The organism is Streptomyces pilosus (assembly GCF_014649835.1).
Taxonomy (GTDB): Bacteria; Actinomycetota; Actinomycetes; order Streptomycetales; family Streptomycetaceae; genus Streptomyces; species Streptomyces pilosus.
Genome location: NZ_BMTU01000004.1, coordinates 17,719 through 37,433, shown reverse-complemented (window position 1 = coordinate 37,433; position 19,715 = coordinate 17,719). Strand labels below are relative to the sequence as shown.

Here is a 19,715-nt window from a genome sequence, read left to right as displayed (position 1 = left end):
GTGGGGGGAGTCTACGAGTGCCGGCACCACCTGGCGGCGAGCGGCGGTCAGCGGCCGCGGTGGCCGGGGCGCTGGTCGTAGGGGGTGGCACGGGAGCCGTCGACACCGACCTCCAGGCGACCGACCTTCTCGATGTCCAGGACCACGCGGTCTCCGTGGCTGAGCGGTCCCACTCCGGCCGGGGTGCCGGTCGCGATCACGTCGCCCGGGTGCAGGGTCATGACGGAGGAGGTGTAGGCGATCAGTTCGCGGACGCCGAAGATGAGGTCCGTCGTGTTGGTGCGCTGCCGGGTGGTGCCGCCGACGTCGCAGCGCAGGTCGAGGGCGTCCGGGTCCGGGATCTCGTCGGCGGTCACGATCCAGGGGCCGAGCGGGGTGAACGTGTCGAAAGACTTGCGGGTGGAGCGGTCCTCGCCGGAGCGGACGGTGATGTCCAGGACGCAGGTGTAGCCGAAGACGTGGTCCAGGGCTTCGTCCGTGCTCACGTGCGAGGCAGTGCGGCCGATGACGACGCCCAGTTCGCCTTCCTGGTCGGTGCGCTTGTCGGAGTAGGGGAGGAGGATGTCCTGGCCCGGGCCGATGACGGAGGAGTTCGCCTTGAGGAACACACCGAGGTCGGCCACCGAGGTGGTGTACTCCATCTCGGCCTTGTGGTCGAGGTAGTTGACCGGCGCGCCGATGATCTTCCCGGGGCGGGGGAGCGGGGCCTCCAGGACCGCTTCGGCCAGGGGGATGCGGGGCCGGCCGGCTGCTTCGAAACGGGCCGTCTCCCCGTCGGCGACCGCCTCGACGTACCGCTGGAGCGCACCGACGGGGCCGGCGGTGTCGGCTCCGGCGACCTGGTCGGTCACGTCGACGAGGTCGTCACCGACGACGAGTCCGAGGCGTCCCTTGTTGAACAGTGCCAGACGCATGCTGGCCTCCTTGTGGGTGTCGGGTGGGAGGGTCAGGCGCCGGGGTCGGCGTCTTCGGTGCGGTAGAGGCCGAGGGAGCGCATGACCGGCTCGTCGCTGTAGGAGAAGAGGACGGCGTCCGCGGAGGCCGAGGTGTTGACGTGCCGGTAGGAGGCCCAGCCGGGGACGGCGAAGGTGTCGTGCTCGGACCACTCCAGCCGCTCGCCGTCGACGATCGTGGCACCCTCGCCGCGGACGACGTTGAAGATGGTCGAGGCCGTGTGGCGGCGGCCGGCTCCCTCGAAGCCGGGGCGCAGCCGCTGGACGCGGCAGCCGATGGTGGGCATGACCGGTCCCCCGGTCCAGGGGTTGGTGTACTCCAGGACGACACCGTCGACGTCGCTGCCGTCGGCCGTGTCGGCGACGGCGTCCAGAGCGCGCTCCGTCTCCTGCCAGGTGTACCGGGTGACGGGGGAGTTGGGGCCCTCCTGGGTGAGCCAGGCGGGCGTGAGCCGGCCGTGCAGGAACTGGCGGCTGCCGGCGTCGTCGGGCTTGGTCACGGCCTGGAGCCGCTGCGGGTACTGCTCGTAGAAGCCGGCTTCCAGGGCGTTGACCAGGGGGTAGTCGAGGGCGTCGAGCCAGATCATCGGCGCGTCACCTCGGTGGGTGTGGTCGTGCCAGTGCCAGCCGGGAGTGAGCAGGAGGTCGCCGGGGGCCATGAAGACCCGCTCGCCGTTGACGGTGGTCCAGGCACCGTCGCCTTCCAGGATGAAGCGGAAGGCATTGGAGGTGTGCCGGTGTGCCTGTGCGGTCTCGCCGGGCAGGATGATCTGGAGGCCCGCGTAGAGGGTGTTGACCGTGGCCGGGGGGTCGGTCAGGCCGGGGTTGACGAGCATGAGGACCCGTCGTTCGGCCTCCTCCAGAGACAGAGTCTTGGAGAAGTGCAGCAGATGCGGGCGGAGTTCACGCCAGTCCCAGCGGTAGGGGACGGCGCGGCTCTTGGGCTGGGCGGGGAACAGGTTGCCGTAGAAGCGCCACAGCGGGGCGGCTCCCAGGCCCTCCAGGGCCTTGTAGGCGAGTTCGTCGGTTGTCATAGTGTCCTCCTACGCGAGCCGGATCACAGGGCGGGAGCAGGTGCGGGGGTGGGGGTCCACACCCAGGAGATGTCGTCGAACGCCTCGGGGCCGCGCGACGAGAGGAGCATGTTGCGCAGGGTGGCTCCCATGCCTTCGAGGTGGCAGATCTCGCCGAAGCGGCGGGCGTTGATCTGGATGAGAGTCGCCCGTTCCCGACGCCGGTCCGCGTATGCGGCGAAGGCTTCGGCGGGGTCCGCGCTCCGGCCGAGAGCCTGGCCGAGCGCCACGGCGTCCTCCAGTGCCTGGCAGGCGCCCTGCGCGAGGTACTGGAGCATGGGGTGGGCGGCGTCTCCGAGCAGCGCGATCCGCCCGTGCACCCAGGTGCTGATCGGGGCACGGTCGTACAGCGGCCAGCGCCGGTCGCGGGAGACGAGCGGCAGCGCGTCGCGCACGGCCCGGCAGGCGCCGGCGAAGCGCTCCTCCAGCTCGGCCTCGGTGCCCCAGTCGTCGGAATCCGGCGTGTAGTGGTCGCTCTCGAACACGGCGACCTGGTTGTACAGCTCGCCGCGACGTACGGGGTACTGCACCAGGTGCATGCGCGGCCCGGCCCACACCATCACCGCTTCCGAGGCGGCGTGCTGGGACATCCGGCCGGTCATCTTCCCGGTGGGCAGGGCGCCGCGGAAGGCGACGTAGCGCGAGCAGACCGGTTCCCCGTCACCGACCAGTACCTGGCGCAGCCGGGAGTGCAGTCCGTCCGCGGCGACGACCGCGTCGGCCGTCAGCGGGGCGTGGCCCTCCGCGAAGTGCAGGTGTACCCCGGATCCGTCCTGGTCTGCCTCGGCGACGGTGTGTCCCGTGCGCAGCGTGACGGCCGGGTGCTCCTGACAGGCGGTCAGCAGTGCGGCGTGCAGGTCGGTGCGGTGGGTGACCAGGTACGGGTGCGCGAAACGGTCGGTGTAGGCCGAGCTGCGCAGATCGAGGGAGGTGACCTCGTCACCGGTCAGGGCATCCATCATGACCAGCCGGGGCGGGGCTACCGCGGATGCCCGGACGGCCGGCAGTACGCCGAGTTCGTCGAGGGCTAGGGAGGCGTTCGGGGCGAGCTGCAGGCCGGCCCCGATCTCGCCGAAGCGGGCGGCCCGCTCCACGAGCGTCACGCGATGGCCGGCGCGGGCAGTCGCCAGCGCGGCGGCCAGTCCGCCGATACCGCCTCCGACTACGGCGATGTGGAGTGGAGAGGTGAGGACGGGCATCTGGCCTCCAAAAGTCAGCTCGGGAGGACATCGGGAGCGGAGGCGGTCAGACCCGGCCTCCGATGGTCTGTACACCAATCATTGGTGTACGGAATATATTCCGAGAGTGTTTCCCCCGTGTCAATGGATCGTGGAGAAACTCTTCCGACCGCCGGTCAGCACGCGGCGGAGACACTGTCCACCTTCAGGGCGGTGCCGGTGCGGGCGGTGATGTCCTCGACGGTGACGCCGGGTGCGGTTTCGACCAGGGCGAGGCCCTGGGGGGTGACATCGAGAACGCCGAGGTCGGTGATGATCCGGTGGACGCACTGCTCGCCGGTGAGGGGGAGGGCGCACTCGTCGACGATCTTGGGGGTGCCGTCCTTGGCGGTGTGTTCCATGAGGACGATGACGCGGCGTGCGCCGTGGACGAGGTCCATGGCACCGCCCATGCCCTTGACCATCTTGCCGGGGATCATCCAGTTGGCGAGGTCGCCGCGGGCGGAGACCTGCATGGCGCCGAGGACGGCGGTGTCGATGTGACCGCCGCGGATCATGCCGAAGGAGAGCGCGGAGTCGAAGAAGGAGGCGCCCGGCAGGACGGTGACCGTTTCCTTGCCGGCGTTGATCAGGTCGGGGTCGACTTCGTCCTCGGTGGGGTAGGGGCCGGTGCCGAGGATGCCGTTCTCGGAGTGCAGGACGACGTGGACGCCGCGTGGGAGGTGTCCGGGGATCAGGGTGGGCAGGCCGATGCCCAGGTTGACGTAGGAGCCGTCGGTGAGTTCGGCGGCGGCGCGGGCGGCCATCTGCTCGCGGGTCCAGCTCATGGACGTACGGTCCTCTTCTCTATGGGCTTGTCGGCGGCCTGGCCCGCGGTGAGCGCCACGACCCGCTGAACGTAGATCCCGGGCACGTGGACCTCATCGGGTCGGAGCGCGCCCGGTTCGACGAGTTCCTCGACCTCGGCGACGGTGACGCGGCCGGCCATGGCGGCGAGGGGGTTGAAGTTGGCGGCGGCCCGGCGGAAGACGAGATTGCCGTGGTGGTCGCCGCGCCAGGCCCGGACGAGGGCGAAGTCGGTGGTGATGCCGTGTTCCAGGACGTACGGGCGGCCGGCGAAGTCGCGTGTCTCCTTGGGCGGGGAGGCGACGGCCACGGTGCCGTCGGGCGCGTAGCGCCACGGCAGCCCGCCGTTCGCGACCTGGGTGCCGACGCCGGCCGGGGTGTAGAAGGCGGGGATGCCCGCGCCGCCGGCGCGCAGCCGCTCGGCGAGGGTGCCCTGCGGGGTCAGTTCCACTTCCAGTTCGCCGCCGAGGTACTGGCGGGCGAACTCCTTGTTCTCACCGACGTAGGAGCCGGTCACTCGGGCGATACGGCCCGCGGAGAGCAGGATGCCGAGTCCCCGGCCGTCGACGCCGCAGTTGTTCGAGACGACTTTCAGGCCGTTCGTGCCCCGTTCGTACAGGGCGCGGACCAGGACTTCGGGGACGCCGCTGAGGCCGAAGCCGCCGACGGCGAGCGAAGCGCCGTCGGGGATGTCGGCGACCGCTTCGGCGGCGTCGGCGCGGACCTTGTTCACGTGCGGACTGCCTTTCGGTTCGGGGCGCCGGGCAGGACGGTGGACCAGCCGCCGTCCACGACCAGGTTGGCGCCGGTGATGTAGGCGGCCTCGTCGGAGGCCAGGAAGACGGCCGCGTTGACGACGTCGTCGGGGTGGCCCAGCCGCCCGAGGGGGATGTGGCCGGAGATGTCGCTCATCGGGTGGTCGTCGGCGAGCAGGTTGTCGCGCGAGCCCTCGGTGTCGATCATCCCGGGGCTCACGCAGTTCACCCGGACGCCGTGCGGTGCTCCCTCGGCGGCGAGTTGGCGGGTGAGCGCGATGACGGCGCCCTTCGACGCCGAATGGGCCGTCCGGTGGTTGGTGAGGGAACCGGTGAGTCCCGCGGTCGAGCCGACGGTCAGGACGCAGCCGCGGCTGCGCACCAGGTGCGGCCAGGCCGCCCGCACGGTCAGCCACACCGAGTCCAGCTCGGCCCGCATGGTGAACGCGAAGTCCTTGTACGGCTGGCTGTCGATCGGGCCGAACCGCACGGCGCCCGCGTTGGCATACACGATGTCGACGCCGCCGAACGCGTCCACCGCCTCGTCCACCCAGGCACGGACGGACTGCTCGTCGGTGACGTCGAGCGGGCCGGGGGTGAGGGCGGTGCCGCCCTCGCGGGCGATGAGGCGCTGGGTCTCGACGGCTTCCTCGTGCAGCAGGTCACTGCCGACCACGAGGGCGCCCTCGGCGGCGAACCGCAGCGCGGCGGCCCGGCCCTGGCCGCGCGCGGTCCCGGAGATCAGCGCCACCTTGCCTTCCAGCCGCTTCACCGCGCTCCCTCCCGCAGGGCGTCGGAGACGGACTTGACGCCGCCGTGCGCGGTCATGCCGCCGTCCACCGGGATCTCCGCGCCGCTGATGAACGACGCGTCGTCGGACAGCAGGAACACGACCAGCGGCGCCACCTCGCCGACGGAGCCGGTGCGGCCCAGCGGAGTCTCCTTGATGTTGGCCTCGCGGAAGGCGGGCGCGGCGGAGGCGGTCATCTCCGTCTCGATGTAGCCGGGGTGGATCGTGTTGACGCGGATGCCGCGCGGGCCCAGCTCCAGGGCGGCGGTCTTCGACAGGCCGCGCAGCGCCCACTTGCTGGTCGTGTAGGCGACCGGGTAGTGCGCGGTGAGGGCCGCCGAGGAGCCGACGTTGACGACCGAGGAACCGGGCGGCATGAGCGGGGCAAGGTGCTGGATGCCGAGCAGCGGGCCGGTGACGTTGACCGCGTGGACGCGGGTCATGTCCTCGGGGCGTACGTCGCCGACGCGGGCTCGCCAGGTGATGCCGGCGTTGTTGACGAGGCCGTGCACCTGCCCGTACGCCTCGCGCAGCTCGGCGGCGAGTGCGGCCCAGTCCTGCTCGCGGGTGACGTCCAGGCGCCGGCAGCCCGGCGCTTCGACGGCGTCGGTGGCGATGACCCGGGCCCCCTCGCGGGTGAGGGCCTCGGCCTCGGCGGCGCCCTGTCCGCGTGCGGCGCCGGTGACGACGACGACCTTGCCGAGCAGCCTCTTGGGGTGCAGGTCGCTCACGGCCGCTCCCGGGAGCGGCGCCGGCCGACGGGCAGCGGGACGGGCTCGACGCCGGGGACGACGGTGTTGGTGAGGGTGCCGATGCCCTCGACGGTGAGGGTGACGGTGTCGCCGGGCTTCAGCGGGGGTGGGGTCTGCTCGCCGCGCAGGCCCCAGAGTTCGGCGAGGCAGCCGCCGTTGCCGCAGGTGCCCGAGCCGAGGACGTCACCGGGGACGACGCGGGTGCCGCGGGAGGCGTAGGCGGTCATCTCCTCGAACGTCCAGCTCATGTTGGACAGCAGGTCCTCGCCGAGCTTCTCGCCGTTGACCTCGGCGGTCAGGGCCAGGCGCAGGAATCCTTCGCGGTCCCGGTACGGCTCCAGCTCGTCCGCGGTGACCAGGTACGGGCCGAGGGTGGTGGCGGTGTCCTTGCCCTTGCACGGGCCGAGGCCCACCCTCATCTCCGCGCCCTGGAGGTCCCGCGCGGACCAGTCGTTGAAGACGGTGTAGCCGACGATGTGGTCGCGGGCCTGTTCGGCGGTGAGGTCGCGGCCCTCCCGACCGACCACGGCGCCCACTTCGAGTTCGAAGTCGAGCACGGCCGAACCGGGGGGTACGGGGATGCCGTCCCCGGGGCCGTAGATCGCGTGCGGATTGGTGAAGTAGAAGGTCGGGGCCGCGTACCACTGCTCGGGGACGCCGCCGGTGCCCTCCACGGACCGGCGCACCCCTTCCACGTGCTCCTCGAAGGTCACGAAGTCCCGTACGGACGCGGGCTGCAGCGGAGGCAGCAACCGGACCTGGGAGACATGCGGGCCCGGGGGGACGTCCAGGGCCGCGGCGCCGGCGGCGAGCAACCCGGGGAGCCCGTCGGTCCGCTGGATCAGTGCGGTGAGCGAGGTGACGCCCGGCAGGGGGAAGAGGGTGCCGTCCTCTTCCACGACGGCCACCCGGTGGTGGTGTCGGTGTTCGTATGCGGCGAAACGCATGGTGCGGCTCCAGCGGAGTGTGATCAGGAGAGTGGGATGCGCATGAGGTGGTGGCCCACGGTGAGGCGGCCCCGGTAGTCGGCCGCGCCGCCGGCCCGCGACGGGACAGCGGGGTCGAGTGAGGGGCCATCGGGGCGGTTCCTTCGATCGTCGTTGATGCGGGAGCCGTGGGGGGTGAGGAAGGGGGACAGCGGGGCCGGGGACGTGGCGGCGGGAATCAGGGCGTGGACACCGCCGCCGCGTCCCCGGTGCGCGGGGAGCGGATCAGACCGGCGGGGCGACGAACACGCCGCGGTCGGGGTCGTTGAACGATTCCTTGGCGACGAGTTCGTTCATGGGGTTGGCGGTGCCCCACTGGTCGGTGACCTCGGGCTGGGAGAAGTCGTAGACGTGGGGGTGCCAGGTGTCCTCGTCCAGGTTCTCCAACTCGGTGGTGTACTCGACGGTGTTGCCGTGCGGGTCGAGGAAGTACGTGAAGGTGTTGTCGCCCGCCATGTGCCGGCCGGGCCCCCAGATCTTCTTGAAGCCGGCCCGGATGACGCGGCCGGAGCCGCGCATGTATTCGTCGATGCCGCGCATCTCGAAGGAGATGTGGTGCAGGGCGGTGTGCGGGCCCTTCGCCAGGGCCATGGAGTGGTGCTGGCTGCTGATCCGCATGAAGTGCATGACCTCGCCCATGTGCGGCGAGCTGAGCGTGTCCGACAGGGCGAAGCCGAGGTGGCGCTCGTACCACTCGCGGGTGCGGTTCAGGTCGGGGGAGTTGAGGACGACGTGGGAGAGCTTGACCGGGATCGCCTCCTTCTCCTCGATCCTGCGGTGCTGCCTGACCTCGACGTCGGCGGACACCTCGATGGTGCGGCCGTCGACGTCGAAGAAGCGGAAGCCGTAGCCGCCGCCGGGGGTGTCGACCTTGCCCGGCCGGGAGATCAACTGCACGCCGCCCGCGAGCAGTCGCTCGGCGAGGGTGTCGACGTCCGCGGGGGACGCGGCGCCGTAGGAGACGAGGTCGAGGCGCTTCTCCTCGGCCCGGCGCAGCCGCACGACGTACTGCTCCGGGGAGCCCTCGGCGGCCAGGAAGGAGATGCCGGAGTCCTCGGCGACCTTGGTCAGGCCCCAGACGCCGGCGTAGAAGTCGAGCTGCTTGTCGTAGTCGGGCACGGCGAGGTCGACGTGCCGCAGGTGAGTGAGCAGGCGTGGGCTCATGGTGTCAGTCCTTCCTCAGGAGGGCGGCGGCGTTGCCGCCCCGGACGGCTCGGAAGTCGGCGTCGGACAGGCGCGCGGCGCGCAGGGCGCCGACCGGGTCCTCGGTGCCCATGTCGAAGGGGAAGTCGGAGCCGAGCAGCACCCGGTCGGCGCCGGCCACCCGGATCAGCTCGCGCAGCACGTGCGGGTCGTGGACCAGCGAGTCGAAGTACAGCCGCTTCAGGTAGCTGCTGGGCAGCTGCGCGCAGCCGGCGCCCGCGTCGGAGCGTGCCGACCAGGCGTGGTCGGAGCGGCCGATGTGGGTGGGCAGGTAGCCGCCGCCGTGCGCCGCGATCAGCGTCAGCTCCGGGTGGCGGTCGAGCACTCCCGAGAAGATCAGGTGGGACAGCGCGACGGCGTTCTCGGTGGGCTGTCCGACCGTGTTGGACAGGTACCACCGGTCCAGTCGCTCGTCCAGAGTGCAGCCGAAGGGGTGCAGGAAGACGAGCGCGCCGGTCTCTTCGGCCCGGGTCCAGAAGGGCTCGTAGGCCGGGTCGGACAGCTCGCGTCCTGGGGCGTGGCTGGAGATCTCCACCCCGGCCAGGCCCTGCTCCAGGGCGTGGTCCAGGGCCCGGACCGCCTGCTCCGGGTGCTGGAGCGGGGCCAGGCCGAGTCCGCGCAGTCGGTCGGGGGCGGCTGCACAGTGTGCGGCCGTGGCCTCGTTGGCGAGCCGGTACAGCTTCTCGGCGGTGTCCTTGTCGGCCCAGTAGTGGTAGTGCGAGGGCGAGGGGCAGACCAGTTGGACGTCGACGCCCTGGGCGTCCATCGCGGCCAGGCGCACGGCGGGGTCGGTCAGGCGGGGGATGCGCTCGCGCACCATGGGGCCGCTGACGGCGAGGGCGGCGGGGCCGTTGCGCCGGGCGTCCAGTTCCTTGGCCTCGGCGTGGCCGGGCAGGCCGGCGACGAGCGCCTCGACCTCGGGCAGCAGGACGTGGGCGTGCACGTCCACGGTGGGCGTGTTCACGGCGGTGGCGTTCACGAGAGCCGTGTTCTCGGCGGTCACGGCAACTCCCGGAGCATGGTCATGGTGCGGCCCATCAGGCCGGGCACATCCGCGTCGCGCACCCCGTCGAGCTGCCACTGCCCGATCTGTACGGACGCCTCCACGACCGGGCGGACGCGGGTGATCCGCCGCTCGTAGTACGCCTGGAACAGCGCGTCGTCCCAGTCGTCGGTCCCGGTCAGCATCTGCGCGAGCACCCAGGCGTCCTCCAGGGACAGTGCGGCGCCCTGGGCGAGGGTGGGCGGGCAGCAGTGTGCGGCGTCGCCGACGAGGACGACCCGGCCGCGGTGCCAGGAGCCCTCGACCAACAGCCGGTCGAACCAGGTGTAGTTGACCTTCGCCGGGTCGGTGATGTGCTCGGTGATCTCCGGCCAGTGGCCGCCGTAGGAGGAGGCCAGGCGCCGCATCTCGTCGGCGTACGACTCCGGCGGGATCGACGCGCGGTCACGGTTGGCCTCGACGACGTACGCGTACAGGGTGGTCTCGCTGGTGGGGCAGTAGCCGGCGATGTAGGCCGGGCCGCCGTAGGCGAGGTCGGTACGGGTGACGCCGGCCGGGCGCGGGGCGGCGATGCGCCAGATGGCCATGCCGGTCGGTTCCGGCTTGTCCGTGATGCCGATCGCGGCGCGGGTGCGGGAGCCGAGGCCGTCGGCGGCGACCACGAGGTCGTAGCGGTGCTCGGTGCCGTCGGAGAGGCGCACGGAGACGCCGTCGGCGTCCTGGTCCAGGATCTCGGCGGTGGTGCCGACGCGGACGGTGGCGCCGCCGGCGCGCACGGCGTCGATGAGGATCTGCTGGAGCCGGGGGCGCTGCATGCCGACGGTGGCGGGCAGGTCGTCGCCGCCGGTGCGCAGGTCGTCGTGGGCATGCAGGACGGTGCCGTCGGGGGCGGTGATGCCGACGGAGCCGAAGCCGAAGCCGGACGCCTCCACCTGCTCCCAGACGCCGAGTTCACGCAGGACGCGCAGGGCGTTGCCCTGGAGGGTGATGCCGGAGCCGGCGGTGGCGTTCCAGTCGTCCTTGGCCTCGACCAGGTCCACGGTGATGCCGGCGCGGCGGAGCAGGATCGTGACGGCATTGCCGGCCGCGCCCCCGCCGATCACCAGGACTTTACGGGCTTTGCTCATGGGGAACTCCCTTGTTCCGCTGGTTACTTGACGGCGATCGGGTTGACGGGTGAGCCGACGGCCCCGGTGATGGGCAGGGGTGCGGCGGTGAGCCAGAAGGCGTACTCCCCGTCGGTCGCGCAGTCCTCGGCCAGGGCGTCCAAGTCCCACATCTCGCCGATCAGCAGGCCGATGTGGGGGATGGCGACCTGGTGCAGCGGCTGGAAGGCGTGCTCGAACTCATTCGGGCGGACCTCGAAGCCCCAGGTGTCGGTGGCGATCGCGGCGATCTCGCTGCCGTGCAGCCAGCCCGCCGTGGTGAACGACAGCCCGGGCGCGGGCCCGCCGGCGTAGTCACCCCATCCGTCGCGGCGCACCCGGGCGAGCTGGCCGGTGCGGACGAGGACGATGTCGCCGCGCCCCACCCGCACACCGTGCGCCTCGGCGGTCGCGGCCAGGTGCTCCTCGGTGATCGCGAAGCCGTCCGGCAGCTCACCGTCCTCACCGACGACCCGGCCGACGTCCAGGAGCACTCCGCGTCCGGCGACGTGCGGGGCCATGTGCTCGATGCCGGTGACCTGGTCGCCGTCGGAGGTGACGACCTGCTCGGCCGGGCGCCCGTTCCACGCCTTGCCGTGGTCGAAGATGTGGCCGAGCCCGTCCCACTGGGTGGAGCACTGCAGCGGCATCGCTATGACGTCGTCGGCGCCGCCGATGCCGTGCGGCAGGCCCTGGTTGCCGAGGGCCGCGTCCGTGCCGGTGTCCAGCATGGTGTGCACCGGATTGGTGCGCTTGCGCCAGCCCTTCTGCGGGCCGTCGATGTCGAAGCGCTGGGACAGGGAGAAACTAGTACCCCGCCGTATCAGGGCGGCGCCCTCGCGGCGCTTGGCCTCGTCGAGGAAGTTGAGCGTGCCGAGCACGTCGTCCTCGCCCCAGCGGTTCCAGTTGGAGCGCGCCTTCGCGGTCCGGGCGATCGAGCCCTCGGGGTCGGTGCGGTCCAGCGTCATCGGGCCGCCTCCGCCACGCATCGCGTGCGCTGGGCACCGAGCCCGGTGATGGAACCGTCCATGACGTCACCGTCGCGCAGCAGCCGGCCCCAGTGCATGCCGTTGCCCGCCGGGGAGCCGGTGAGTACCAGGTCACCGGGCAGGAGGTGGGCGGTCTGCGAGGCGTAGGAGACCATCCGCGCCACGTCGAAGATCATGTCCTTGGTCGACTCGTCCTGCATGGTCTCGCCGTTGAGCTTCAGGGTGAGGCGCAGGTCGCCCGTGTCCGCGATCGACGCGGTGGGCACGATCCAGGGGCCCAGCGGGGTGAACCCGGGGGCGTTCTTGCTGCGCAGCCAGTCGGTCCCGATCTGCGGCATGTCCCGGCGGAAGACGGTGGCCCGGTCGGTCAGGTCGTTGGCGATCGTGTAGCCCGCGACGTGGCCCAGGGCCTCCTCGACGGACACCTGGTAGGCCGGGCGGCCGATCACCGCGGCCAGTTCCAGCTCCCAGTCGGGCTTCTTCGCCCAGGACGGCAGCACGACGTCGTCGTAGGGACCGGTGATCGCGCTCGGCAGCCCGATGAACACGTACGGCAGATCCTCGGCGGCCCGCCGGTCCATGATCTCGGCTGCCTCCGCGCGCCGCTCCGCCTCCGGCCGGTCGTCACCGGGCGCGCGGTGCGCGACGTGCAGGTCGATGACGTGCTGCCGGTAGTTGGCGCCGGACTGGAACACCTGGCGCGGCTCGACCGGTGCGTGCACCCGGAAGTCCGCCAGGGGCGCGCGTCGTGGCGCGCTGTCGCCAGCCAGGGCCGTCAACCGGGGCAGCACCGCCTCCCAGTCGTCCAGGAGGTCCCGCACGCTCAGGTCGGCGTCGTCCAGGGCGTCCCGCAGGTCGATCACCTGGGCGTCGAAGGTGACGAGAGCGGGGAAGGCGGCCCCGTCGAGGGCCGAAAGGGTGGCGAGGGCGAAGGGTCCGGCGAAGAGGGCGGACGCGGCTTCAGGTTTCACGGACATGTCCTCCTGATTGCGATGGCACTAATCTGGACTCGCCACCCGCGATCAGGGAAATAGATTCCGTGGATGACAGTCATCCATGAGTCAAATTTCCGCAGGTCACCGCCGAACAACGAGAAAAGCCGCCGTGAATCTCAGTCGCCTGGACCTCAACCTCGTCGTCGCCCTGCGCGCTCTCCTCGAAGAGCGCAACGTCACCCGCGCCGGACAGCGCGTCGGCCTCAGCCAGCCGGCGATGAGCGCGGCGCTCTCCCGCCTGCGCAGGCACTTCGACGACGACCTGCTGGCCCGGGTCGGCGGCCACTACGAACTCACCGCCCTCGGGCAGGTCCTCCTCGACCGCGCGTCCACCGCCTACGACCTGCTGGAACGGCTCTTCGCCAGCCAGGCGGACTTCGACCCGGCCAAGGAGAGCCGTGAGTTCAAGCTCGTGGCGTCCGACTACGCGGTCGCCGTCTTCGGCGCCGAACTCGCCCGGGTCGTGCATCAGGAGGCCCCCGGCATCCGCCTGCGGTTCGCCCAGACGCCGACCACCGTGGTGGACGCCACGGACACCCTGCTGAGCACCACCGACGGCCTGCTCATGCCGCACGGCGTCATCAGCGACTTCCCCGCCACCGACCTCTACCAGGACCGTTGGGTCTTCCTCGTCGCCGAGGATCACCCGAGCGTCGACGACCGGCTGACCCGGGAAGACCTGGCCCGGCTGCCCTGGGTCACCTACCAGCGCACCTACGACGCCCCGGCCGTCCGACAGCTCGGCATGCTGGGCATCGAGCCCCGTGTCGAGGTCTCCGTCGACAGCTTCCAGATCATGCCGCTGCTGGTCAGCGGAACCCGGCGTATCGCCCTGATCCAGGCCCGCCTCGCCCGGCTCCTCGCGCCGCTCGCCGCCGTGCGTGTGGTGGAGCCGCCCTACGAGGCGGTGCCGCTGCGGGAGGCGTTGTGGTGGCACCCCGTGCACACCCACGACGCGGCCCACATCTGGCTGCGGGAGACCGCCGCCCGGGTCGGCAGGCGGATGGCCGACGAGCCCGGGGGGTGAGCGAGGCCCCGCACGTGAACGGAGGACCTCATCCACGTCACGGATGGAATCCATCCGTAACGTGAATGACGGTGGGGGTGGGCAGGGCCGCCCGGCAGGACGCATGCTCGGACGGGGCCTGTCGGTGCGCTCTCGCTCGACGTCTCTCTCCGACAGCCGGAGATGATCATCGTCTCGGCGGTCGACCCTCCCGTACCGTCGGCCGGAGTTTCGCCGTGCTCGTTTTCCATGCCGTACCCGTGATCGGTTCCGTACACGTTTCCCACGGTCCCGAGTCGACCTGGTCAGCGCGCGGGAGCCGCCAGCGTCGACCGGCGTACGACCAGTTCCGGTTGCAGCACGAGGTGGCGGTGCGTGTGCCTGACTCCGTGGGCCGTGTCCTCGATGAGCAGTCGGCCGGCCTGCCGTCCCATAGCGGATGCCGGTCGTCGCACCGAGGTGAGCGGTACCACGGCGGACGCGGCGAATTCGATGTCGTCGTATCCCACCACAGCGATGTCGTCCGGCACCCTGAGGCCGGCCTCGTACAGGGCCTGCAGGACACCGAGGGCGAGCAGGTCGTTGGCGCAGAAGACGGCGGTGGGTCGCTCGGGCAGGCCGAGGATGCGGTGCCCGGCGTCCTTGCCGGCCGTCACGGTGAGGGTGTCGCAGGACAGTTCTCTCAGCGCGGTGGACGGCAGGCCGGACTCGCTGATCGCGGTGAGGGCGCCGCGGCGGCGGTCCCTCACCTGCTGGAGGCGGTCGGGGCCGCTGACGTAGGCGAGGGAGCGGTGGCCCCGTTCGAGCAGGTGCCGTACCGCGGCCCGTCCGCCCGCCACGTCGTCGATGCCGACGGAGCATGCCGCGGGCTGGGGCGCGTACTGGTCGGCCACGACGAAGGGCACGGCGTTGCGGCGGAAGGCCGCGACGGTGCGCCCGACTCCTTCGCCGGAGGCCAGCACGGCACCGCGGACCTGGTGCGAAGTGATCAGCGACAGGTGACGTGCCGCCTCTGCCGGATCGTGGGCGCCCGTGCAGACCATGACGCCGAGGTCCGCCTCACGGGCGGCCTGTTCCACGCCGGAGGCGAGCGCGGTGAAGAACGGGTTCGCCATGTCGAGCACCATGACGGCGATCACCCGGGAGGCCCAGCCGCGCAACTGCCGGGCGCCCTCGGCCCGGACGTAGCCGAGGGAGTCGATCACTTCCAGGACGCGCGAGCGCGTTCCCTCGGACACGATCTCGGGCCGGTTGAGGACGTTGGAGACCGTACCGAGCGAGACGCCTGCCTCCCGCGCCACGTCCTTGATGCCGACCCGGGGACGTGGGCGGCCGACAGGTTCGGCCACCGCCGTCGCTCCGTCGGAGCCACGTTCGCGGTGAGCTGGGGGAGCGGCGGTCGGTCGCCGGTCCACGGCCTAGCGTCCCTGCGGAGCGCCGGTGGTGGAGCGCACCACCAGACGGGGGGTCATCGTGGTCTGCATGGCTCTGTCCCTTCGGTTTTCGACGCGCTCGACGAGCATCCGGGCGGCGGCGGAGCCCATGGTGTGCCCCGCCTGGTCCACGCTGGTCAGTTGCACGGGGGCCAGGGCGGCGAGCGCGGTGTTGTTGTAGCCGACGAGCGACAGGTCCCGGGGGATGCGCAGCCCGAGTTCGTGCGCCGCGCGGTATACGCCCAGTGCGGCGACGTCCGCACCGGTCATCACGGCGGTCGGCGGACGGTCGGCCGTCAGCAGTGTCATGCCCGCCTTGAAGCCGCCGTCGTCGGAATAGGCGGTGTGGTGGACCCGCGCGAACCGGTCGAGTCCGTGCCGTTGCATCGCGTGCAGATAGCCCTCGCTCAGCACGGCCTCCGGAGTGCGCTTCCACTTGTTGGCCCGGGTGCCCGGGGCCGAGACCAGGGCGATGTCACGGTGGCCGAGCGAGACCAGGTGATCCACCACCAGACCGGCGCCGAGGTCGTCGGCGTCGACGACCGAGTCGTAGGTGTCGGAGGCGTCGTGGTGCCCGATGACCACGGTCGGCGTCGAAACGGCCGTGTCCAGCACCTCCGCGCGCGGTGTCCCCGGGGCGATGAGGATCAGTCCGTCCATCTGCCGGTCCACCAGGGAACGGATGGTCCTGGCCTGTTCCTCGGGGTCGAAGCCGGCCGCGCCGATCAGCACCGTGTAGTCGGTGTGGCGGAGTTCGTCCCGGATGCCGTCGAGGATGTCGGCGAAGAACGCGTTGCGGACGTTGTCCAGCAGTACACCGATGGTGTACGTCCGGCCGCGCATCCCTCGTGCCGCCGCGTGCGGACGGTAGCCCAGGTCGGCGATGGCCGCCTGGACCTTCTCCCGCATCGCCTCGCTCACGCCGTAGGCATTGCGCATCACCTTGGAGACGGCGGCCGTGGACACCCCGGCGTGCCGGGCGACATCGGTGATGGTCACGCGCTTGTTCGGCTTGGCTGCGGAAGCCCCGTCCATGGTCCACGTCCCGAAGTGAGTAGTCGTAGGTGTAACGGTCTACACGCTACTCCCCGCTGTCCGTCAAGCCCTTCGTTGATCACCACGGTGTTACCTGCTTGTGTCTTGACGGTGGCGGAGGAGCGGTGCAGGGTGTTGCCCACTCGCTGTGGAGAACGTTTTACACGGTCTCTGTCGGGTTGCTGCCCGCGTGCTGCCGGGCCTCGTACTTCGCCCCTGGCGCTGTTTCCCGCACTCACCCCGCTCGTCATGATCCTTGGGAGTCCTCCGTGCCCCTTCGTACCTCCCGCGCCCGTCGTGCGCGACTGAGCCTGCTCACCGCCGGCACCGCCTCGCTCGCGCTGCTCGCCACCGCGTGCGGCGGCAGCGGGGCCGGCGGCTCCTCCTCCGCCCCCGAGAACTTCGACTACCTGAGCGTCACCGAGAACACCACCGTGAAGACGGCGCTGACCGCCATGTCCAAGGGCGAGTGCAAGGCCGCGAACGACGCCCTGCCGCTGAAGGTGGAGACCGTTCCGCAGGCGAGCCTGGACCAGAAGCTCCAGTTGCTGGCCGGCCAGGACGCGCTGCCGGTGCAGTTCGCGGCGGGCAACGCCCCGGCGCTCACCCAGCAGTTGGTCAAGTCCGGCAAGGTCGCCGACCTGGAGGCGAAGCTCAAGGAGCTGGGCGTTCTCGACCAGCTGGAGCCGGCCGCCGTCTCCACCATCAAGGCCCTGTACGGCGGGGAACTCCAGGTCCTGCCGTACGAGTACAACATCGAGGGCATCTTCTACAACAAGAAGGTCTTCGCGGACAACGGGATCAAGGTGCCGGGCACCTGGGAGGAGCTGGTGTCGGCCGCGGCGAAGCTGGAGGCGAAGGGCGTCCAGCCGTTCTCCGCATCCGGTCAGCAGGGCTGGCCGCTCACCCGTCTCATCAGCGGCTACCTCTACCGCAGCCTCGGCCCCGACGCCCTGCAGAAGGTGGCGGACGGCAAGGCGAAGCTGACCGACCCGGAGTACGTGAAGGCCGCCGAGGAGGTCGCGGCCCTCGGCAAGAAGGGCTACTTCGGCAAGGGTGTCGGCTCCATCGACTACGACACGGCGATGAACCAGTTCCTCACCGGCAAGGCCGCCATGTTCTACATGGGCAGCTGGGCACTGGCGAACATCTCCGACGACAAGCAGAACAAGATCGGGGCGGAGGACACCGGCTTCATGCCCTTCCCGGCCGTCACCGGCGGCAAGGGCTCCGTCGACCAGTACCCGTCCAACGTCGGCCTGGGCATCACGTTCGCCTCGAAGTCCTTCGACAAGAAGACCGGCGCCTGGGTGTCCTGCATCGCGAAGAACTACGGCTCCACCGCGCTGAAGGACCACGGCTCCATCTCCGGCTTCAAGGTGAACACCGAGGTCAAGGACGCCAACGAGGTCACCACCCAGGTGCGGGACACCATCAGCGCCTCGAAGCAGAACGTGCTGTGGTTCGAGGCCCTGTTCAGCACCAAGGCGACCACCGTCAGTCAGCAGAACGCGGCAGGTCTGGTCAGCGGCAGCACGAGCCCCGAGCAGTTCATGCAGACCGTTCAGGACGCGCTGGCCGCCCAGTGACCGGCCGGGGACGGCCCGCTCGCTCCTGCCCGCCCCGCCGCGCGCGGGCCGTCCCCGTCCCTCCGAAGAAAGTGGACACCCACCCATGCACCGCGTACTCGGTGACCGCAGGGCCATCGCGCTCCTGCTCGGTCCCGCCCTCCTCGTCTATTCCCTGATCATGCTGGTCCCGATGGTGTGGTCGCTCGGGTACTCCTTCACCAAGGGCAACACGATCAACGGCTTCACCGGAAACGGCGTCGCCAACTTCTCCCGCCTTCTGGACGACCCGGCCGTCCACGACGCCCTGTGGTTCACCCTGAAGTACGCCGTCGTCGTCACCGCCGGGCAGGTGGTCGCCGGGTATCTCCTGGCGCTGCTCTACGTCTTCTTCCTCAAGCGCGCCTCGGCGCTCGTCCGCACCCTGGTGTTCTTCCCGGTCGTGCTGCCCACCGTCGCGGTCGGCCTGCTCTTCCAGAAGTTCTTCCAGGTCGCCCCGCAGACCGGCCCGGTCAACTCCCTTCTCAACGCCGTCGGCATCGACTCGATCGACTTCTTCGGCAGCGCCGGCAGCGCTTTCTGGGTCCTGATCGCCATGGACATCTGGCGCTCCATGGGCTTCTACGCCGTACTCCTCTTCGCCGGCCTCGTCGACATCCCCGACGAGGTCCTGGAATCGGCCCGCCTCGACGGAGCCACGGGGCTCAGGCTGGTCCGCCACATCGTGCTGCCGCTGTCCCTGCCGGTCCTGATGTCCTCGCTGATCTTCAGCATCAACGGCACGCTGAAGGTCTTCGACTCGATCGTCGCGTTGACCAACGGCGGCCCCGGCACGGGCACGACGCCGTTGACCCTGTACATGTTCCAGACGTCGTTCACCTACAGCGACTACGGCTACGGCAGCACGATCGCCCTGCTGCTGACCGTCGTGTGCTTGCTGGTGAGCCTGGTCGTCTACCGCGTCTCGCGGCGCGACCTCACGGAGGGCTGAGAGACATGGCCACCATCGACACACCCGTGAAGACCTCCGCAGGCGGCTCCGGGCAGGCGCCCGTGCGTGCCCCGCGGGCCCGGCGCGGCCGTCCGGGAAGCCGCCTCTGGGTCAAGGTCGTCGTCGCTCTCCTGCTGGTCGTCGAGGTCTACCCGATGATCTGGATGTTCCTCACCTCCCTGAAGTCCAACGACGACTACCTGAACAACTCCACCTGGAGCCTGCCCACCACCTGGGAGTGGGGCAACTACACCGAGGCGTGGACGACCGGCAACATCGGCCTCTACGTACAGAACAGCCTGCTCGCCGTCGTCCCCGCGCTCGCGCTGATGCTGCTGCTGGGCACCGCCGCCGGCTTCGCCCTGCAGGTCATGGTGTGGAAGGGCCGCAGCCTCACTCTGCTGGTCTTCCTCGCGGGCATGATGGTCCCGCCGCAGATGATCCTGTTGCCCCTGTTCACGGTGTACTTCCAGACCGGCCTGTCCGGCACCCTGTGGCCGCTGATCCTCACCTACACCGGCACGGGCCTGCCCCTGACCGTCTTCATGATGGCCACCTACTACCGCAGCGTGCCCCGCGAGCTGTTCGAGGCCGCCACGATCGACGGCGCCGGCATCCTGCGGGCCTTCTGGACCATCAGCCTCCCCCTGGTGCGCAACGCCCTGCTCACCGTCGGCCTGGTGCAGTTCTTCTTCATCTGGAACGACCTGCTCATCGCGCTGACCTTCACCAACAACCAGGACCTGCGCACCATCCAGGTCGGCCTGCTCAACTTCACCGGCGACTTCGGCGCCACCCAGTACGGCCCCCTCTTCGCGGCCATCTGCATCAACGTCTTCGGCACCCTCGTGATCTACCTCTTCCTCAATCAGAAGGTCATGAAGGGCCTCACCTCGGGAGCGTTGAAGGGCTGACCCGGTCCTCGCCCCGGCCTGCCGTCTCCCCGGCCCCCGGCTCCGGGGAGTTCGCCGCGCCCACCCGTCACGCTCCCGACTGTGACCACACGTGAAAGAA

Annotated in this window: 19 protein-coding genes; 4 read left to right on the top strand and 15 right to left on the bottom strand. The window is 70.6% G+C overall.

Annotation, left to right across the window (positions count from 1 at the left end; translation table 11 throughout):
- Nucleotides 1–47: 47 nt before the first annotated feature.
- The 13 genes from IE118_RS11295 to IE118_RS11235 all read right to left on the bottom strand — a co-directional run bounded on the left by IE118_RS11295 (nucleotide 48) and on the right by IE118_RS11235 (nucleotide 12,650).
- Nucleotides 48–914 carry a fumarylacetoacetate hydrolase family protein gene (locus IE118_RS11295; RefSeq protein ID WP_189557665.1) on the bottom strand — a complete coding sequence of 289 codons (867 nt, stop codon included), beginning with the start codon at nucleotides 912–914 and terminating at the stop codon, nucleotides 48–50.
- A 32-nt stretch (nucleotides 915–946) separates the two neighbouring features.
- Nucleotides 947–1,987, bottom strand: a complete 1,041-nt coding sequence (locus tag IE118_RS11290) for a cupin domain-containing protein (RefSeq protein ID WP_189557664.1) — start codon at nucleotides 1,985–1,987, stop codon at nucleotides 947–949.
- A gap of 23 nt (nucleotides 1,988–2,010) precedes the next feature.
- Nucleotides 2,011–3,225, bottom strand: coding sequence for an FAD-dependent monooxygenase (locus tag IE118_RS11285; protein ID WP_189557663.1), 1,215 nt, complete (start codon nucleotides 3,223–3,225; stop codon nucleotides 2,011–2,013).
- A 155-nt stretch (nucleotides 3,226–3,380) separates the two neighbouring features.
- Nucleotides 3,381–4,031, bottom strand: coding sequence for a CoA transferase subunit B (locus IE118_RS11280; RefSeq protein WP_189557662.1), 651 nt, complete (start codon nucleotides 4,029–4,031; stop codon nucleotides 3,381–3,383).
- A complete protein-coding gene (locus IE118_RS11275) occupies nucleotides 4,028–4,783 on the bottom strand; it encodes a CoA transferase subunit A (protein ID WP_189557661.1) in 756 nt (251 codons plus the stop codon). Before IE118_RS11275 ends, IE118_RS11280 begins: the two co-directional genes overlap by 4 nt.
- Nucleotides 4,780–5,577 (bottom strand): SDR family NAD(P)-dependent oxidoreductase, encoded by a 798-nt coding sequence (locus IE118_RS11270; protein WP_189557660.1) that lies wholly within the window; start codon nucleotides 5,575–5,577, stop codon nucleotides 4,780–4,782. Before IE118_RS11270 ends, IE118_RS11275 begins: the two co-directional genes overlap by 4 nt.
- A complete protein-coding gene (locus IE118_RS11265; protein ID WP_189557659.1) occupies nucleotides 5,574–6,326 on the bottom strand; it encodes an SDR family NAD(P)-dependent oxidoreductase in 753 nt (250 codons plus the stop codon). Before IE118_RS11265 ends, IE118_RS11270 begins: the two co-directional genes overlap by 4 nt.
- Complete coding sequence (locus tag IE118_RS11260; protein ID WP_189557658.1) at nucleotides 6,323–7,294, bottom strand: fumarylacetoacetate hydrolase family protein; 972 nt, start codon at nucleotides 7,292–7,294, stop codon at nucleotides 6,323–6,325. The genes IE118_RS11265 and IE118_RS11260 overlap by 4 nt, the downstream gene beginning before the upstream one ends.
- Nucleotides 7,295–7,558: 264 nt before the next feature.
- Complete coding sequence (locus tag IE118_RS11255; RefSeq protein WP_189557657.1) at nucleotides 7,559–8,497, bottom strand: VOC family protein; 939 nt, start codon at nucleotides 8,495–8,497, stop codon at nucleotides 7,559–7,561.
- A gap of 4 nt (nucleotides 8,498–8,501) precedes the next feature.
- Complete coding sequence (locus tag IE118_RS11250; protein WP_189558138.1) at nucleotides 8,502–9,500, bottom strand: amidohydrolase family protein; 999 nt, start codon at nucleotides 9,498–9,500, stop codon at nucleotides 8,502–8,504.
- A 35-nt stretch (nucleotides 9,501–9,535) separates the two neighbouring features.
- Nucleotides 9,536–10,666, bottom strand: a complete 1,131-nt coding sequence (locus tag IE118_RS11245; RefSeq protein ID WP_189557656.1) for an FAD-dependent oxidoreductase — start codon at nucleotides 10,664–10,666, stop codon at nucleotides 9,536–9,538.
- A 23-nt stretch (nucleotides 10,667–10,689) separates the two neighbouring features.
- Entirely contained in the window at nucleotides 10,690–11,652 is a 963-nt protein-coding gene (locus IE118_RS11240; protein ID WP_189557655.1) for a cyclase family protein, read from the bottom strand.
- Nucleotides 11,649–12,650 (bottom strand): fumarylacetoacetate hydrolase family protein, encoded by a 1,002-nt coding sequence (locus IE118_RS11235; RefSeq protein WP_189557654.1) that lies wholly within the window; start codon nucleotides 12,648–12,650, stop codon nucleotides 11,649–11,651. The genes IE118_RS11240 and IE118_RS11235 overlap by 4 nt, the downstream gene beginning before the upstream one ends.
- Nucleotides 12,651–12,777: 127 nt before the next feature.
- Between IE118_RS11235 and IE118_RS11230 the strand changes: the two genes are divergently transcribed.
- Nucleotides 12,778–13,695, top strand: coding sequence for a LysR family transcriptional regulator (locus IE118_RS11230; protein WP_189557653.1), 918 nt, complete (start codon nucleotides 12,778–12,780; stop codon nucleotides 13,693–13,695).
- A gap of 284 nt (nucleotides 13,696–13,979) precedes the next feature.
- Here IE118_RS11230 and IE118_RS11225 read toward each other — a convergent pair whose 3' ends face one another.
- The gene (locus IE118_RS11225; RefSeq protein ID WP_229846769.1) at nucleotides 13,980–15,023 is read right to left on the bottom strand and encodes a LacI family DNA-binding transcriptional regulator; all 1,044 of its coding nucleotides are present in this window, start codon (nucleotides 15,021–15,023) and stop codon (nucleotides 13,980–13,982) included.
- Between the two features lie 69 nt (nucleotides 15,024–15,092).
- Complete coding sequence (locus IE118_RS11220) at nucleotides 15,093–16,142, bottom strand: LacI family DNA-binding transcriptional regulator (RefSeq protein ID WP_189557651.1); 1,050 nt, start codon at nucleotides 16,140–16,142, stop codon at nucleotides 15,093–15,095.
- Nucleotides 16,143–16,411: 269 nt separating this feature from the next.
- Between IE118_RS11220 and IE118_RS11215 the strand changes: the two genes are divergently transcribed.
- From IE118_RS11215 to IE118_RS11205, 3 genes are all read left to right on the top strand, one after another.
- Nucleotides 16,412–17,731 carry an ABC transporter substrate-binding protein gene (locus IE118_RS11215; protein ID WP_189557650.1) on the top strand — a complete coding sequence of 440 codons (1,320 nt, stop codon included), beginning with the start codon at nucleotides 16,412–16,414 and terminating at the stop codon, nucleotides 17,729–17,731.
- An 85-nt stretch (nucleotides 17,732–17,816) separates the two neighbouring features.
- Nucleotides 17,817–18,701, top strand: coding sequence for a carbohydrate ABC transporter permease (locus IE118_RS11210; protein WP_189557649.1), 885 nt, complete (start codon nucleotides 17,817–17,819; stop codon nucleotides 18,699–18,701).
- Between the two features lie 5 nt (nucleotides 18,702–18,706).
- Nucleotides 18,707–19,615 (top strand): carbohydrate ABC transporter permease, encoded by a 909-nt coding sequence (locus tag IE118_RS11205; protein ID WP_189557648.1) that lies wholly within the window; start codon nucleotides 18,707–18,709, stop codon nucleotides 19,613–19,615.
- Nucleotides 19,616–19,715 lie beyond the last annotated feature (100 nt).